Source organism: Pseudomonas sp. (genome assembly GCF_002796985.1).
GTDB lineage: Bacteria > Pseudomonadota > Gammaproteobacteria > Pseudomonadales > Pseudomonadaceae > Pseudomonas.
Genome location: NZ_PEKX01000020.1, coordinates 22,207 through 38,540, shown reverse-complemented (window position 1 = coordinate 38,540; position 16,334 = coordinate 22,207). Strand labels below are relative to the sequence as shown.

11 protein-coding genes and 1 riboswitch are annotated in these 16,334 nt (G+C 66.2%); of the genes, 1 reads left to right on the top strand and 10 read right to left on the bottom strand.

What is annotated here, in order from left to right:
• Positions 1–210 precede the first annotated feature (210 nt).
• The 3 genes from CTR55_RS22550 to CTR55_RS22540 all read right to left on the bottom strand — a co-directional run bounded on the left by CTR55_RS22550 (position 211) and on the right by CTR55_RS22540 (position 6,722).
• A complete protein-coding gene (locus tag CTR55_RS22550) occupies positions 211–2,067 on the bottom strand; it encodes a TonB-dependent receptor (RefSeq protein ID WP_296289533.1) in 1,857 nt (618 codons plus the stop codon).
• An 88-nt stretch (positions 2,068–2,155) separates the two neighbouring features.
• Positions 2,156–2,352, bottom strand: a riboswitch (cobalamin riboswitch).
• A gap of 37 nt (positions 2,353–2,389) precedes the next feature.
• Positions 2,390–4,300 (bottom strand): 1-deoxy-D-xylulose-5-phosphate synthase, encoded by a 1,911-nt coding sequence (dxs, locus tag CTR55_RS22545; protein WP_296289532.1) that lies wholly within the window; start codon positions 4,298–4,300, stop codon positions 2,390–2,392.
• 307 nt (positions 4,301–4,607) lie between these two features.
• Complete coding sequence (locus tag CTR55_RS22540) at positions 4,608–6,722, bottom strand: Ig-like domain-containing protein (protein ID WP_296289530.1); 2,115 nt, start codon at positions 6,720–6,722, stop codon at positions 4,608–4,610.
• A gap of 639 nt (positions 6,723–7,361) precedes the next feature.
• Here CTR55_RS22540 and CTR55_RS22535 point away from each other — a divergent pair.
• Complete coding sequence (locus CTR55_RS22535; protein ID WP_296289528.1) at positions 7,362–8,366, top strand: Ldh family oxidoreductase; 1,005 nt, start codon at positions 7,362–7,364, stop codon at positions 8,364–8,366.
• Positions 8,367–8,607: 241 nt separating this feature from the next.
• Here the strand turns inward: CTR55_RS22535 and CTR55_RS22530 are convergent, their stop codons facing one another.
• The 7 genes from CTR55_RS22530 to CTR55_RS22500 all read right to left on the bottom strand — a co-directional run bounded on the left by CTR55_RS22530 (position 8,608) and on the right by CTR55_RS22500 (position 16,328).
• Positions 8,608–10,185 carry an aldehyde dehydrogenase (NADP(+)) gene (locus tag CTR55_RS22530; protein WP_296289527.1) on the bottom strand — a complete coding sequence of 526 codons (1,578 nt, stop codon included), beginning with the start codon at positions 10,183–10,185 and terminating at the stop codon, positions 8,608–8,610.
• A 121-nt stretch (positions 10,186–10,306) separates the two neighbouring features.
• Positions 10,307–11,224, bottom strand: coding sequence for a dihydrodipicolinate synthase family protein (locus CTR55_RS22525; RefSeq protein WP_296289525.1), 918 nt, complete (start codon positions 11,222–11,224; stop codon positions 10,307–10,309).
• A 107-nt stretch (positions 11,225–11,331) separates the two neighbouring features.
• The gene (locus CTR55_RS22520; RefSeq protein WP_296289523.1) at positions 11,332–12,363 is read right to left on the bottom strand and encodes a proline racemase family protein; all 1,032 of its coding nucleotides are present in this window, start codon (positions 12,361–12,363) and stop codon (positions 11,332–11,334) included.
• A gap of 156 nt (positions 12,364–12,519) precedes the next feature.
• Positions 12,520–13,242, bottom strand: a complete 723-nt coding sequence (locus CTR55_RS22515; protein WP_296289521.1) for an amino acid ABC transporter ATP-binding protein — start codon at positions 13,240–13,242, stop codon at positions 12,520–12,522.
• Positions 13,235–13,885, bottom strand: a complete 651-nt coding sequence (locus CTR55_RS22510) for an amino acid ABC transporter permease (RefSeq protein ID WP_296289520.1) — start codon at positions 13,883–13,885, stop codon at positions 13,235–13,237. The genes CTR55_RS22515 and CTR55_RS22510 overlap by 8 nt, the downstream gene beginning before the upstream one ends.
• Before the next feature lie 11 nt (positions 13,886–13,896).
• Positions 13,897–14,562, bottom strand: coding sequence for an amino acid ABC transporter permease (locus CTR55_RS22505; RefSeq protein ID WP_296289518.1), 666 nt, complete (start codon positions 14,560–14,562; stop codon positions 13,897–13,899).
• Positions 14,562–16,328, bottom strand: a complete 1,767-nt coding sequence (locus CTR55_RS22500; protein WP_296290351.1) for an aconitase family protein — start codon at positions 16,326–16,328, stop codon at positions 14,562–14,564. Before CTR55_RS22500 ends, CTR55_RS22505 begins: the two co-directional genes overlap by 1 nt.
• Positions 16,329–16,334 lie beyond the last annotated feature (6 nt).

Below are 16,334 nucleotides of genomic sequence, written 5' to 3'. Positions count from 1 at the left end.
GAGCTTGCTCGCGAACAGGTCCTGACACCGATGTTCCCTGCAGGAGCGCCCCATGGGTGCGATCGAGGGCATGGCCCACTACCGCCTCCGGGAGCCTCGACCGTAGGATGGCGTGGAGCCTAGGCGATACCCATGCTGTCGGTGCAGGGATCGATGGGTATCGCTTCGCTCCACGCCATCCTACGAAGAGCCATTCGGCTCGGGCCTGACTTACAGCTCCGGCGTCCAGGTCACCGCCAGCAGCGCGGTGCGGCCAGGTTCCTGGTAGGGGCGGGCTTCGCCCATGAAGTCCATCGGGCTGGTCGGGCGCAGGTAGTCGCCCAGGGTGTAGTCGCGGTCCAGGGCGTTATCGAGCTTCAGGTCGAAGCGAATCTCATCGCTGGCCAGCCAGCTGGTGCGCAGGTCGAGTACGCCGTAGCCGGACAGCTCGCGCGTGTTGGCGGCGTCGTCGTAGCGCTGGCTGACTGCACGCCAGGTGCCGCCGACGCCGATGGCGCCGAACTGGCGGTCGAGGTCCAGGCTCAGGGTGCGGCGTGCGCGGTACGGCAGGGTGTGGCCGGTGTCGCGGTCGCGCGGGTCGATCAGGCTCAGGCCGAGCGCGGCCTGCCAGCCCAGCACGTCGCGGGCGACGCTGGCCTCGAAGCCATTGATGCGCGCCTTGTTGATGTTCTCCGGCTGATTGCTGTTGCTGTCCCAGGCAATCATGTCGTCGATCTCGGTGCGGTACAGCGAGGCTTCCAGGTGCGTGCCTTCGATGTCCCCGCGCCATTGCAGCTCGTAGGTCTTCGAGGTCTCGGCCTTGAGGTCCGGGTTGCTTGCGCCGGGGTAGTAGAGGTCGCTGAAGGTCGGCGCGCGGAAGCCTTCGCCGTAGCTGGCGATCCAGGTCTGGCTGTCGCCCACCGGCAGGCTGAAGGCGGCGTTCCAGCTGTTCTGGCTGCCGTACGCCTGGTTGTTGTCGTGGCGGATGCCCAGCTCGGTGCCGAAGTTGTCGCCCTTGAAGCTGTGCTGGGCGAAGAAGGCGCGGTTGCTGCGCTGGTCTTCGGCGAAGGCGGTGCTGCCGTCGACCTTGTCTTCGTACCAGTCGGCGCCCAGGGCCAACTGGTTGGCGTCGTCCAGTTGCAGGCGGTTGATCCAGCTCGCCGAGTGGCGGGTGGTTTCCAGCGTGCCGTTGTTCCAGCTGTCGGCAGCGCCCACGGCCTTGTTGCGGTCGAAGCTGCGGCCCAGCTCCAGGCGGCTGTTCCACATCTGGGTGAGCTGGCCGTCGAGGAAGGCGCTGTAGCTGCTGACGCGGAATTCGTCCTGGGGCGTACCCGGCTCGAAGTTGTAGGCGTCGTCGTATTCGTTCTTGCCGCGCTGGTCGTTGAGGTTCAGGCCGGCCTTCCAGTCCTCGCTGAAGCGATGGTCCAGGTTCAGGTGCACGGCCTTGTTGCGCTGGGCGTCGTGGTCGCTGTCGGCGCCGACGTTGTCGCTGGTGCGATCCCAGCCCTGGCTTTCGTCCAGGCTGCCGCCGAGGTTGTAGCGGGTCTGCTCGTCGCCACCGGAGAGGCTCAGGCTGCGTTCGAAGGTGCCGTGGCTGCCAGCGGCCAGACGCACTTCCGGGTGCAGGCCGGCTTCGCCGCGGCGGGTGAAGATCTGGATGACCCCGCCGATGGCGTCGGCGCCGTACAGCGCGGAGCGCGGGCCGCGAGTTACTTCGACACGCTCGATGCTGTCGATGCTCAGGTAGTCCAGTCGGGCGATGCCGCTGCTGGCCGAGGCGACACGCTGGCCATCGACCAGCACCAGGGTCTGCGCGGTGCCGGTGCCGCGCACGGAGTAGGAGACCACGCCACCGGAGCTGCCCATCTGCACGCCGGGCACGCGGGCGAGCAGGGCGGGCACGCTGCGCACTTGCAGGCGTTCGATGTCGGCGCGGGTGAACACGCTGTTGGCCGAGGTAGCTTCGGCACGCGGCTGGGCCTGGCGGGCGGAGGTGATCACCTGGTCGGAGAGCGTGTAGATATCGCCAGTGGCGAAGGCCATGCCGGGCAGCAGGCTGGTGGCCAGGGCGAGTCGGGTCAGTTTCATGGAACGTCCTCAAAAGCGGTCGGATGACTTTCGAGGAGGGCGTGGCAAGGGCGGCAGGCCGCACTTGACGGTGCGGCCCTCCGCAACACCTGTCGGGGCGTGTCGAGGGCGGTCTCCGGGCTGCCGACGTCACATCGCCGCCTTCCCGCTAAATGCAGTGGCGGATGGCGATGCTGCGCTCCGTGAGGAGTGCGTCGGTTACCGTTGCGGGGGCAGCGCAGGTCTTTCACCTGCTTCCCGTTACCTCGAACGAAAACGGGCGCACCTTAGTCGGTGCGCCCGTCACTGGCAATACTCCCGGCGAGGGAGACGCCGATCGGTCTCAGCGCTTGCCGAGTGCCTCCAGGCGCGCTTTCACCGAGGCCTCGATGCCGGCGGCGTCTAGCCCGCACTCCGCGAGCATCTGCGCCGGCTTGGCGTGCTCGACGTAGTAGTCCGGCAGGCCCAGGTGCAGGATCGGCTGCTGGAGATTCTCGCGAGCGAGGAATTCGCTGACGGCGGCGCCGGCGCCACCCATCACCGAGTTCTCTTCGAGGGTCACCAGCAGTTCGTGGCTGGCGGCCAGCTGGCGCACCAGTTCCTCGTCCAGCGGCTTGACGAAGCGCATGTCGGCGACGGTTGCGTCGAACTGCTCGGCGACTTTCAGCGCTTCGGCCAGTTGCACGCCGAACACCAGGAAGGCGACCTTGCCGGCCTTGCCTTCGCGGCGCAGCACGCCCTTGCCGATTTCTACCGGTTCCAGCGTTGCCTCGATGGGCGCGTTGGGGCCGGTGCCGCGCGGGTAGCGCACCGCCGCCGGGCCTTCGAAGTGATGGCCGGTGGTGAGCAGCTTGCGCAGTTCGTTCTCGTCGCTGGGGGTCATCACCAGCATGCCGGGGATGCAGCGCAGGTAGGAGAGGTCGAAGCTGCCGGCGTGGGTCGGGCCGTCTTCGCCCACCAGGCCGGCGCGGTCGATGGCGAACAGCACGTCGAGGTTCTGCACCGCGACGTCATGGATCAGTTGGTCGTAACCGCGCTGCAGGAAGGTGGAGTAGATCGCCACCACCGGCTTGGCGCCGTCGCAGGCCATGCCGGCCGCCAGGGTCACGGCGTGCTGCTCGGCGATGGCAACGTCGAAGTAGCGGTCCGGGAATCTGTCGGCGAAGGCGACGAGGTCGGAGCCTTCCTTCATCGCCGGGGTGATGCCGACCAGGCGCGGGTCACTCGCGGCCATGTCGCACAACCATTGGCCGAACACGCTGGAGTATTTCGGCCCGCCGGCCGGTTTCGGCACGGCGTGGGCGGGGGCGCCCTCGGGCTCCAGCTTGGTGATGGCGTGGTAGCCGATCGGGTCGATCTCGGCCGGGCCGAAGCCCTTGCCCTTCTTGGTCACCACATGCAGGAACTGCGGACCCTTGAGGTCGCGCATGTTGCGCAGAGTGGCGATCAGGGTCGGCAGGTCATGGCCGTCGATGGGGCCGATGTAGTTCCAGCCCAGCTCCTCGAAGAGCGTGCCGGGGACCAGCATGCCCTTGGCGTATTCCTCGGTGCGGCGGGCGATTTCCCAGGCGCCGGGCAGGCGCGAGAGCACCTTCTTGCTGCCTTCGCGCATGCTGCTGTAGGTGCGGCTGGAGAGGATCTTGGCCAGGTAGTTGGACAGGCCGCCGACGTTGTTGGAGATCGACATGTCGTTGTCGTTGAGGATCACCAGCATGTCGGCCTTGACCTCCGACGCGTGGTTGAGCGCCTCGAAGGCCATGCCGGCGGTCAGTGCGCCGTCGCCGATCACCGCCACCGATTTGCGCCCCGAGCCCTGCATGCGCGCGGCGATGGCCATGCCGAGGGCAGCGCTGATGGAGGTGCTGGAATGACCGACGCCGAAGGTGTCGTACTCGCTTTCCGAACGACGCGGGAAGGCGGCGAGGCCGTCCTTCTGGCGCAGGCTGCCCATGCGCTCGCGGCGACCGGTGAGGATCTTGTGCGGGTAGGCCTGATGGCCCACGTCCCACACCAGGCGGTCGTCCGGGGTGTCGAAGACGTAGTGCAGGGCGACCGTCAGCTCGATCACGCCCAGGCCTGCGCCGAAGTGCCCGCCAGTCTGGCCGACGCTGTACAGCAGGTACTGGCGCAGCTCGTCAGCGAGGGTCAGCAGCTCCGCTTCGCCCAGCCGACGCAGCTCTACCGGCGTGCTGGCGCGGTCGAGCAGGGGCGTGGCGGGGCGCGCGCGGGGAATCTCGTGAAACGTCGTGGGCATCAGGCTGATCGTTATGAGAAGGCAAAGATGCGGAAGTTTACCTGATGCGCTGAAATGGCCCAAGCAACGTGGGGCCAATCCTTCGGACGAGCGGATGGTCGGGCGGTAAGCATCGCTGTGTGGCCTGTGCGGTGGGCCACGACGGTGGCTGGCCAGCGGGGCTGAATAGGCCGGCTGGCAGTGGCGGAGTGTCGCGGCGGTGGAAAAAAGCCCCGGTATCCCATCGGGGATATTCCTGATGGGGGACGGGGCGAGATGGGGATCAGTCAGCCGGCGACGGCCGAAGGGCCGCCGCCGGGCTTGTGGCTTAAACCACGTGGGCGTTGAAGGTGTTCAGCTCTTCCAGCATGGTTGGACGCGCGTCGAACGCGGCGCTGGAGTGGGCGAACTGGCCTTCGTGGGTGTTCTGCTGAGCGCCCCACTGCAGTTGGCCGGCGTCCATTTCCAGCACGTTGCCCAGTTGCGGCAGGGATGCGTTGCTTTGCGGCTGCTCCGTTGCACCGCTCTTGAGCGTCAACTGGAGTTCGCCGTGGCTGTCGCCAGCGAGCCAGCTATCGCTTTGCTGGGCGTTGAGCACGAGCGGCTCCTGCTGCTGAGCCATGTGCCCGTCTTCGTAGGTAATGCGGAAGGGCTCGACCTGGGGGCCGTTGCCGACATGGATGTCGTAGCTGCCGTAGCTGAGCGGGAGCTTCGAGGTGAAGCTCCAGGTGCCATCGGCGTCTACCACGGCCATGCCCAGCTTGATCACTTCACCCGTGGGTTTGCCGTTTATGCCGACACCGATGGCGGTCAGCGCCAGTGCTTCGCCCGGGTTGCCGAGACCGTGGAAAGTGGGAGCGGAGTCATCGGTGGTGGCATGGTTACCCAGCTCGCCGGTCACCGGGCCAACGTTGTCGATGGCACCGGTGATGACGGCATTGATCATGCCCGGGTGCGGTTCCGGCTGCGGCTCGGGCTGTGGCTCAGGTTGCGGCTGCGGTTCTGGCTGCGGTACTGCGCCGGTGTTGTCGATCACCAGACGGAACGCATCACCCTGGCCGACCTGGAAGTCGTAGGTACCGTTGACCAGCGGATAGGCAGTGCTGAAGTGCCAGCTGCCATCGGCCTGAACCGTGGCCTGACCGAGGCCGAGCGTGGCGTTCGCCGGGATGCCATCCACGGCGACGGCGACGGCATTGATCATGACCAGTTCGCCGGGGGTGCCGGTACCGTGGAAGGTCGGACGGATATCGTCGGTGGTGGCGCCATTGGCCAGTTCACCCTGTACCGGACCGACATGGTCGACGGCGCCAGTGATGGCGGCCTTGCTCGGCACGGGTTCCGGCTGCGGCTCTGGTTGCGGTTGCGGTTGCGGTTGCGGTTCCGGTTCCGGTTGTGGCTGCGGCTCTGGCTGAGGCTCCGGTTGCGGTACGGCGCCGGTGTTGTCGATCACCAGACGGAAGGCTTCACTCCCGGTGCCCTGGCCGGCATGGAAGTCGTAGGTGCCGTTGGCGAGTGGGTAAGACGAGGTGAACTGCCAGGTACCATCGGCCTGCACCAGGGCCTGGCCGAGGTCGAGGGCGGCGTTCGCCGGGATGCCATTCACGTCGACAGCCACGGCACTGATCATGATCAGTTCGCCTGGAGTGCCGGTGCCATGGAAGGCCGGACGGATATCGTCGGTGGTAGCACCGTTGCTCAGTTCGCCTTGAACCGGACCGTAGTGGTCAACGACACCAGTGATGGCTGGCTCCAGATGGAGCGGGGCATCCCCACTGGTGTAATTCAGGGCAAATGAGGCGTACGAGTTCGTGCCTTCGACCTGGAACAGATACTGACCTTCCTGTGCCAGCGGCGGAACGCTGAACTGCCAGGAACCATCCGCCTGAACCTGGGCATCACCCAGAACAGTCTGGCCGATGAAGGAGCCATTTTCGCTCAATTGCACCGCTAATACATGCAGTACCGTGCCGGGCTGAGCCGTACCGAACAAGGTTGGGCTGGCGTCGTGGGTCGTCGCACCCTGGGGCAGGTTGGTGATGCTTGCCCCGCTGTCGTCGATGGCGCCCAGAACGACGGTATCCACAGGGTTCTGCTGCGGAGCCGGCGGCATCGACGGGTTGTCGATGACCAGACGGAAGGCCTCGCTCTCGCGGTTGCCCAATTCGCCGAGATGGATCTCGTAGATGCCGTTGGGAATAGTGGCTGGCGAGGTGAAGTGCCAGGTGCCGTCGGGCTGGACCAGTGCTTTACCCAGATCGATGACCACGTGGTTGGGGGTGCCATCGGCGTAGTAGCCGACGGCCGTCAGCTTGACCTGCTCGTTGGGGGTTCCGGTGCCGTGGAATCCTGGGCGGGTGTCATCGGTGGTAGCGCCGTTGGCCAGTTCACCCTGTACCGGGCCGACCTTGTCGGTGGCGCCGGTGATGGTCGCCTTGACCATGGCCGTTGGTACGGTAGTGGTATACAGCGTCTGAGCCCCCCAAGCCGTTGCACCGAAGTTTGCGGCGGCGGACTGCGAGTTCCATTGCGTTGTCATGGGTTGCGCGGGATAGAGATTATCGTCTTGCTGATTTGAATAACCTTTGTTTCGGATATTTCCTAGTTTCTTTTCCATATCTATACGCTCGAAATAATTTTGGGAACGGGAGTTGAAACAGGCCTGTTGGCCTTTTTGTTTGCGTCAATGCTAAGGGGTGGACTGGACTTGCAGTGGTCCTGCCGGCGTGCGGAAAAGATGATTCTGGAGATGTTGAAAGAGTTGTTATTTTTGGCGGGAAAGTTTGGGGTGGCTTGGAACTTTGCTGTGGGAAAATTAGATATATGAGGGTGAGCTTTTACTTGTTGTGGCGGTCTTTTTTCGGATTGAACTCTGTGGTTTTGGTGTTGTTCAGTTCTGGCTGAGCCAGATGTGAAGAGGGAATGTTTCAGGATATTTCTTTGGCTATGCCGATTTCGTCGTCGACCAGGCGGATCGCAAGCAAGCCGCGACCGTCACGAAGCGTCAAAGTAGTGGGAGCCTGGGGGATGCGCTGCTGCTGCGCCCGATGCTTTTCCTGATCTGCCTGCCAAGGAGTGACCTGTGACCCAACTGACTCTGGATGAATTGCGCGAACTGTCGGTGGCGATCCTGCGCCACAACGGCTTCAGCGAGCCCCATGTGCAGGCGGTGACCGATACCGTGCTGGCCGGCGAGCGCGATGGCTGCACGTCCCATGGCGTGTGGCGGCTGCTCGGCTGCATCCATACGGTGCGTGCCGGCAAAGTGGTGCCCGATGCTGTGCCGGAATTGTCGGAACCAGCTCCGGCGCTGGTGCGCGTGGACGCGAAGGGCGGCTTCTCGCAATGCGCTTTTGACCTCGGCCTGCCGAAACTGGTGGAGAAAACGTGCAGCCAGGGCCTGGCTGCGTTGGCGATCAACCATTGCGTGCACTTCTCGGCCCTGTGGGTGGAGATCGAGCGGATCACCGCCCAGGGCCTGGTCGCGCTGGCGGTCACCCCGGCCCAGGCCTATGTGGCGCCAGCGGGCGGGACGCGGCCGTTGTTCGGCACCAACCCCATTGCTTTCGGCTGGCCGCGTGGGGACAACGATCCCTATGTGTTCGACTTCGCCACCACGGTGGTGGCGCGCGGGGAAATCCAGTTGCATGAGCGCGAGGGCAAGGCGATTCCGCTGGGTTGGGGCATCGATGCCCAGGGCAACCCGAGTACTGACCCCAGCGCCGTGCTCGATGGCGCCATGCTGACCTTTGGCGGGCACAAGGGCTCGGCGCTGGCGACCATGGTCGAGCTGATCGCCGGGCCTTTGATCGGTGACCTGACCAGCGCTGAAGCCTCGGTGTTCGATGAGGGGACCAAGTCCTCGCCGTACCATGGCGAGTTGCTGATCGCCTTCGATCCTGCACGCTTCCTCGGTGCGGACGCTCCGCAGCACCTGGCGCGGGCGGAGAAACTGTTCGAGTCCATCGTCGACATGGGCGCGCGGTTGCCGTCCCAGCGGCGTTTCGCGGCGCGTAAACGCAGCCTGGCAGAGGGTGTGGAGATCAGCGATTCGCTGTATGCCGATTTGCGCAAGTTGCTGGAGTAGCGCTGCCTTCTTGTAGGAGCGAGGAGGACGCCATCGTTATTGCTCGCGAACCCTGCCCTCGCAGCGGAGGTTGGTTCGCGAGCAAGCTCGCTCCTACGAAGAGCACGGCTCGGCGGATGACGCTGGCGCGTTATGCGCCCTACGAAGAGCAAACGCTGTGCATAAAAAAGCCCCGGCGCAAGGCCGGGGCTGAGCATCGGCGCGGGACTGGCCGACAGTTCACTCCCGCGTCGACGAACCCTCAGCGGGAGACGGAATCCCGCGTCGTCTCGCCATCCACCAACCGCGCGATGCCCAGCGGGTTGGCGTCCTTCAGCGCGTCGGGCAGCAGCGCGTCGGGGTAGTTCTGGTAGCACACCGGGCGCAGGAAGCGGTCGATGGCCAGGCTGCCCACCGAGGTGCCGCGCGCGTCGGAGGTCGCTGGATACGGGCCACCGTGGACCATCGCGTCGCAGACTTCCACGCCGGTCGGGTAGCCGTTGATCAGCAGGCGCCCGGCCTTGCGTTCCAGTATCGGTACCAGCGCCGCGAAGCGCGACAGGTCCTCTGGCTCGGCGATCAGCGTGGCGCTGAGCTGGCCGTGCAGGCCGTCCAGCGCGCGGCGCAGTTCGGCTTCATCGGCCACTTCGACGACGATGGTGGTCGGGCCGAAGACTTCTTCCTGCAGCAATTCCTCACCCTTCACCAGCAGCTCGGCCTTGGCCTGGAACAGCTGCGGCAGTGCCTGTTTGCCCTCCTGCGGCTGGCCGGCAAGGTGGCGCACGGCAGGGTGGCTGAGCAGGCGGGCGATGCCCTTCTCGTAGCTCCTCAAGGTGCCGGCGTTGAGCATGGTCTGCGCCGGGCGCTGGCCGATTTCGCTGATCAGGCTGGCGACGAACAGGCTGAACGCCGGCGAGGCAATGCCGATCACCAGGCCGGGGTTGGTGCAGAACTGGCCGCAGCCTTGTACCACCGAGTCCGCCAGCTCGCGGGCGATCTTCTCGCCGCGTGCCTGCAGCGCGGCGGGCAGCACGAGAACCGGGTTGATGCTGCTCATCTCGGCGAACACCGGGATCGGCTGCGGGCGCGCGGCGGCCAGGTCACACAGCGCGCGGCCGCCCTTGAGCGAGCCGGTGAAACCAACCGCCTGGATCGCCGGGTGCTTGACCAGCGGCTCGCCGACGCCGGCGCCGTAGATCATGTTGAACACGCCGGCCGGCATGCCGGTGGCCTCGGCGGCGCGGGTGATGGCCTCGCCGACGTATTCGGCGGTGGCCATGTGGCCGCTGTGGGCCTTCACCACCACCGGGCAGCCGGCAGCCAGCGCGGCGGCGGTATCGCCACCGGCGGTGGAGAAGGCCAGCGGGAAGTTGCTGGCGCCGAACACGGCCACTGGGCCGACGCCGGTGCGGTACTGGCGCAGGTCCGGGCGTGGCAGCGGCTGGCGCTCGGGTAGGGCGCGGTCGATACGCGCGCCGAGGAAGTCGCCACGGCGCAGGACCTTGGCGAACAGGCGCATCTGATTAGCGGTGCGGCCACGCTCGCCCTGGATGCGCGCGGCGGGCAGCGCGGTCTCGCGGCAGACGGTGGCGATGAAGTCGTCGCCGAGGCTTTCGAGTTCGCTGGCGATGGCGTCGAGGAACTGTGCGCGGCGTTCCGGCGACAGTGCGTTGTAGGCCGGGAAGGCGGCTTCGGCGGCGCGGGCGGCGGCGTCGACTTCGGTTTCGGTGGCCTGGAGGAAGTCGCGCGGCAGGGCTTCGCCGGTGCTGGCGTCGAGGCTCTGCAGGCGGATGCTGCCGGTGCCGACGCGGCGGCCGGCGATGAAGTTCTGGGCGGTCATGGGATGGGTTCCGTCGTCTCCGGTGGGATTTGTGCGGGGGCGAGAGCCCCTCTCCCTAACCCTCTCCCTTCAGGGAGAGGGCGGGGGAGAGGGTTGCCCCAGGCACTCGATACAACTCGACTCAGAGCCCCACATCCGGCAGTTTCGGCCGGTTCGCCAGCGCCTTGGCCATGATGGTCTGCACATGCTCGCGGTCAGCCCCTTGCAGCGCCAGGCGCGGCGGACGGGTAAGCGCGGTGCCGCGGCCGGCGATCTCTTCGCAGAGCTTGATGCACTGCACCAGGTCCGGGCGGGCGTCGAGGTGGAGGATCGGCATCAGCCATTCGTAGATCGGCATGGCTTCCTCGAAGCGGCCGGCCTTGCACAGGCGGAAGATGGTTTCGCCTTCCTGCGGGAAGACGTTGGACATGCCGGAAATCCAGCCTTCGGCGCCCACTGCGATGCTCTCCAGCACCACATCGTCGAGGCCGGCGAAGAGGATGAAGCGGTTGCCCACTTCATTGCGCACGTCGATGAAGCGGCGGGTGTCGCCGGAGCTGTCCTTGAAGCAGACGATGTTCTCGCAGTCGGCCAGGGAGATGAGGATGTCCGGGGTGACGTCGTTCTTGTAGATCGGCGGGTTGTTGTAAACCATCACCGGCAGGTCGGTGCTGGTGGCCACGCTGCGGAAGTGCGCGGCGGTCTCGTGGGGCTTGGAGGAGTAGACCAGCGCCGGCATCACCATGATGCCGTCGACGCCGACCTTCTGCACCGCCTTGGCCACCTGGGAGGCGCCATGGCTGGTGAACTCGGCGATGCCGCAGATCACCGGCACGCGGCCGTTGGAGGCATCCTTGGCGACTTCGGTGACGGCCATCTTCTCCTCGATCGACAGCGAGGTGTTCTCGCCCACGCTGCCGCACACCACCAGGCCCGAGACGCCGTCGCGTACCAGGTTGGAAATCACCTTGTGGGTGGCTTCCAGGTTGACCGAGTAATCGTCGTTGAATTGAGTGGTCACCGCGGGGAACACGCCACTCCAATTGACCTTCTTGCTCATGTTTGTCTCCAATTGTCGTATTTCGTATACGAAACGTCTGAAGGAAATCCCGCAGCATTTCGTCGTCGGGTGCCGCTACGCGGCGAATCAGGGTGGAAAGGGGGAAATCAGTAGCCGTTCGGCCAGGTGTCCGAGAGCCGGTAGCCTTCGGGCCATGGATCGCTCGGGTCGAGCAGGTGCTGGTGGGTGCCGGTGATCCAGGCACGACCGGAGATGCACGGGTGGATCGCCGGTTTGCCGCCGACGCTGGTGAGGCCGTCGATGCGGCAGTGGAACTTGGAATCGATGATCGAATGGCCGACGAAGCGCTCGCCGTCCTTCAGCTGGCCCTTGGCATGCAGCACCGCCATGCGCGCCGAGCAGCCGGTGCCGCAGGGCGAGCGGTCGATCTTGCCGGGGCGGATGACCACCGCGTTGCGGCCGTGCAGCACGCCGTCGACGCGTTCCACCGGAGCGGTCAGCTGGCAGAAGGAGATGTGCGCCCAGTCGTGGTTTTCCGGGTGCTTGAAGCCCAGCTGCTGGTTCGCCGCCTGGGTGATCTTCATACCCGTGGCGACCAGCTCGGCGGCCTCCGAGGCGTGCAGGGTGAAGCCCAGCGCGTGGGCGTCGGCCAGCACGAAGCTGTCGCCGCCGTAGGCGGTATCCACCTGCAGCGAGCCCAGGCCTTCCACTTCGATCCAGGCGTCGAGCTGGTCGGCAAAGGAGGGCAGGTTGCGCACTTCCACGCGCTGCACCTTGCCGTCCTTGCAGTCGGCCAGCACTTCGATCAGCCCGCCGGGGGCTTCCAGCGTCAGGCGGGTCTGCGGTTCCTGCATCGGCAGGATGCCGCTGTCGAGCAGCACGGTGCTGACGCACAGCGAGTTGGAGCCGGACATGGGCGGCACGTCGGCCGGCTCCATGATGATCCAGCCCATCTGCGCGCGCGGGTCCTTCGGCGGCACCAGCAGGTTGACATGGCGGAACACGCCGCCGCGCGGTTCGTTGAGGACGAAGTTGCGCAGCGTGTTGTCGCTGGCGATGAAGCGCGACTGCGCCCACACGGTATCGCCCGGCGGCGGGGCGACGCCGCCGACGATGACGTCGCCGACCTCGCCTTCGGCATGGCAGCTGACCACGTGGATGATCTTGCTTGAACGCATTGCTGTCTCCTGGTTCCGTGCCGCCGGCCTTCCCTCACCCCAGCCCTCTCCCAGAGGGAGAGGGGGCAGGTCGTGCCGGCTGACGCTGTGGTTTCATCCTTCACCGAACGGTCCCCTCTCCCGCTTGCGGGAGAGGGCTAGGGTGAGGGGCTCTTATCAGTTCACCGACCTCAGGAACTCCGCCGTCTCCGCCCGCTGCGGGTTGCCGATCACCTGGTCGGGCGTGCCGATCTCGTGCACCAGCCCTTCGCGGAAGAACGCCACGCGGTCGGACACGTCACGGGCGAAGCGGATTTCGTGGGTCACCAGGACCATGGTCATGCCCTCTTCGGCGAGCAGTCGCATGGTGTCGAGCACCTCGCCCACCAGTTGCGGGTCGAGCGCCGAGGTGGCTTCGTCGAACAGCATGTAGTCCGGCGACATGGCCAGCGCGCGGGCAATCGCCATGCGCTGCTGCTGCCCGCCGGAGAGCTTCTGCGGGAACACCTTGAGCTTGTCGCCCAGGCCCACGTGCTTGAGCTGCTTCACCGCCATCGCCTCGGCGGCGTCCTTGGACAGGCCGAGCACCTTGCGTGGGGCGAGCATGACGTTCTCCAGCACGGTGAGGTGCGGGAAGGCGTTCCACTGCTGGAAGACGATGCCGATCTTCTGCCGCAGCTTGTTCAGGTCGGTGGTCTTGGAATGCACCTCGATGCCGTCGACGCGGATCTTGCCGCGCTGGATCGGCTCCAGACCGTTGATGCACATCAGCAGGGTGGACTTGCCCGAACCCGAGCCGCCGATGATCGAGACCACTTCGCCTTTCTTCACGGTCAGGCTCACGCCCTTGACCACTTCCAGATCGCCGTAGGCTTTGTGCACGTTGTCGATTTCAATCATTTTCCTGCCACCTTTTTTCCAGCCGGGCACCAAGGCGCGCCACGACCCAACTCATGAGGTAATAGATGACCCCGGCGACGCACAGCACCAGCAGGGGTTCCTGGATGCGCGTCACGATGGTCTGCGAGGCGCGGAGCAGTTCGACGATGCCGATCCACATGACCAGCGCGGTGTCCTTCATCACCCCCAGCACCAGGTTCAGCCAGCCGGGGAAGGCCACTCGCGCGGCCAGCGGCAGCACGATGTAACGCAGGTCCTGCCAGTAGGAGAGGCCCAGCGAGCGGCTGGCGCGGCGGATGTTCGGCCCGACGGCAAGGATGCCGCTGCGGATGATCTCGGTGCAGAACGCTGCCGCGTACACACCCAGCACCAGACAGCCGACGGTGAAGGCGCTCCAGTTCAGGCCGACGATGCTTTTCAGCGAGTTGAACAGCACGAACTGGATCAGCAGCGGCACGCTGCGGAAGATGTCGAGGAACCAGCCGACCGGCATCGTGGCGCGCGGCAGGGCGGCACGCAGCCAGCCCAGCACGACGCCGGCGAGGGTGCCGATGAGCATGGCGCCGACGGTCAGCTTGACGGTGACCCAGGCCCCTTGCAGCAGGAACATCAGGTCGTTGACGGTGAAGCTCGTGGAAAACATGCGTGCTTCTCCTAGTAGCGGAACAGTCGCCAGCTCAACAGGCGGGCGACCGCCACGATGACCTTGGCGATGATGTAATAGAGCACCGCGGCCAGGGCGAAGTACTCGAAGGTGCGGAAGGTGCGCACGTTGAAGTCCTGGGTCACGCCGGTGAGGTCGTTGTTCAGGCCCACCACCACGCCCAGCGAAGTCATCAGCACCGCCCAGACCATCTGGTTCGTCAGCGGGTAATAGACGATGCGCAGCAGCTGCGGAACGATGATCATCCGGTACGCCTGGAAGGCGCTCATGCCCAGCGAGCGCGCGGCGCGCATCTGGGTGTCCGGCACGGCCTTGAGGCCGCCGCGGAAGTTCTCCGCCAGGTAGCCGGCGTTGTTGAAGGTGATCCCCGCCAGCAGCGCTACCCAGGAGCTGACGTGCAGGCCGAAGGAGCCCAGGCCGAAGTACAGGATGTAGATCTGGAACAGCGACGGGGTGTTGCGTGCGATGGATACCCAGGTGTCGGCGAAGCCTTTGAGCAGCGGGTTCTTCATCTGCCGCATGACTGTAAGCAGCAGGGCAATGAGCACGCCCAGGACCATCGACAGGGCGGCTGTTTCCAGGGTCACCCAGGCGCCGCCGAGCATGTCCGGCAGGGCCTTGAACGCAGAACGCCAGTGGAAGCTGTAGTTGAACATCAGCGTACCCCCTCGCTCAGCCAGCGCGGCACACCGCCGTCAGCGCGAGCGCTGCAGGCTGCCTCGACGCAGGCGGCCAGGCTGCCGAAATGCACCTGGCGCCCGGCCAGGCCCGGACCGTAGTGGGCGTACTTCGCCGAGTTGGTCATCAGCGTGGTGCACTGTGGCGGGATCACCGGCTCGCCGATCATGCACCAGCAGGTGTCGTTGAGCAGTTGCGCGCCGAAGTCTTCCAGCACCTTCACGTCACCGGCGGCGCGGGCCTTTTCCTGCACGGCGCGGCCGAGGGCGACGACCAGCGCGACGCCCGGATGCTTGCGGCGCCCGGCGACCAGTTTGGCCAGGGCCGCGCATTCGCTGGCGGAGAAGTGCGGGTTGCCCAGCGAGACCAACTGCACGGTCGGCTCGCTGGCGTGGTCCAGTTCGCGCCACGATGCGACCAGGTCCGCCGGGGTGATTCGCAGGTGTTGCAGAGGTGCCTTGCCGCCCAGGGGGGTAGCCACGTCCGGTGCTTCCGGGGTGACACCGGCGATGTGGAACATCGGCGCAGCGGAGGTGGTGGCGAAGGCTGCGCCGAAGGCTTTCAGGGCGTCGCTGTCTGGGGCCAGCGGCAGCAGGCCGTCGACCACCGGGATGCGCGAGCCGCACAGCTCGCCGATGTGGTAGCCGAGCAGCGGGAAGATCGATTCGTCGTGTTCGGCCGGCAGTTCGACATCGATCCGCAGCGTGGCCAGCCGGCCTTCGTCGCGGTGGCTGCCGACGTTCGGCGCGCGGCCGGTGAGGGCGATGCAGATGTCGAGGTAGTCCGGGTATTTCAGGGTGCGCGCGCCGAGCACGCTGTTGGCGTACACCACGGCGTTGGACTCGGCCCAGACCACCTGTTCGCCGAGGCTCGGCTTGCTGTCCAGCAGGTAGGGCGCGCAGGTGTAACTCATCTGCGCACCCATCTCCATGTAGGCATCGCCCAGCGCGGCGGCGGGTTCGCCGAAGGCCTTGTCGACCCCCAGTTCGCGCCAGCGACGGTGGTCCACGGAGATGGAATTGAGGGTGGTCGGCACCTTCACCTGGCCGCCCCAGTCCGCCAGCTGGCGGGCGAAGCGCAGACTCGCGGGGCCGGTATAGATGCAACCGTCGATGTGCGCCTGGGCGACATCGAGCAGGTCTTTCGCGCCTTGCAGCGCGGCCATGCGCAGGACGATCTGCATGGCGGCCTGGGCGGCCTTGCCGTGCTTGCCGTCGAGCAGTGCATGGTCGCCGGCATTGAGTGCCAGGCCTTCCGGCAGCGGGCCGGCATCGCTGGCCATCACGCCCTGCCAGCCATCGGCAGGGCGTTCGGCCGTGAGTGTGACCTGACCGTCTTCGATGCGGGCCCAGCCGCCCGCGGACAACTGCTCGAAACCTTCTTGCCCCAGGCACAGCACCGGAATGGAGCGGCCGAACAACGCCTGTGCCACCAGCACGCCGAGGGTGAGGATTTCGTCCGGCTCGGCCAGCAGCAGGGCTGCCGGCGCGTGGCCGTTGAGCAGAATCTCCAGCATCACGCTGCTGCCGGTGCAGGAGCCGCGTCCGCTGGGAATCGCCAGCACCCGGCCGGGCAGGAAGCTGCCCGAAAGCGGATGGTGGCGGTCGATGACCTCGCCGCTGAAGGGCTCGACGCCACCCCAGAAGCTCAGCCCGGTGTCGGCATGGAGTAGCGCCCCTTCGGCGCTACCCCCCATCAGGACCCGCCCGGTAAGGCTGGCGTCCCGCACCCGTGAAGCCTGCATCGAAGA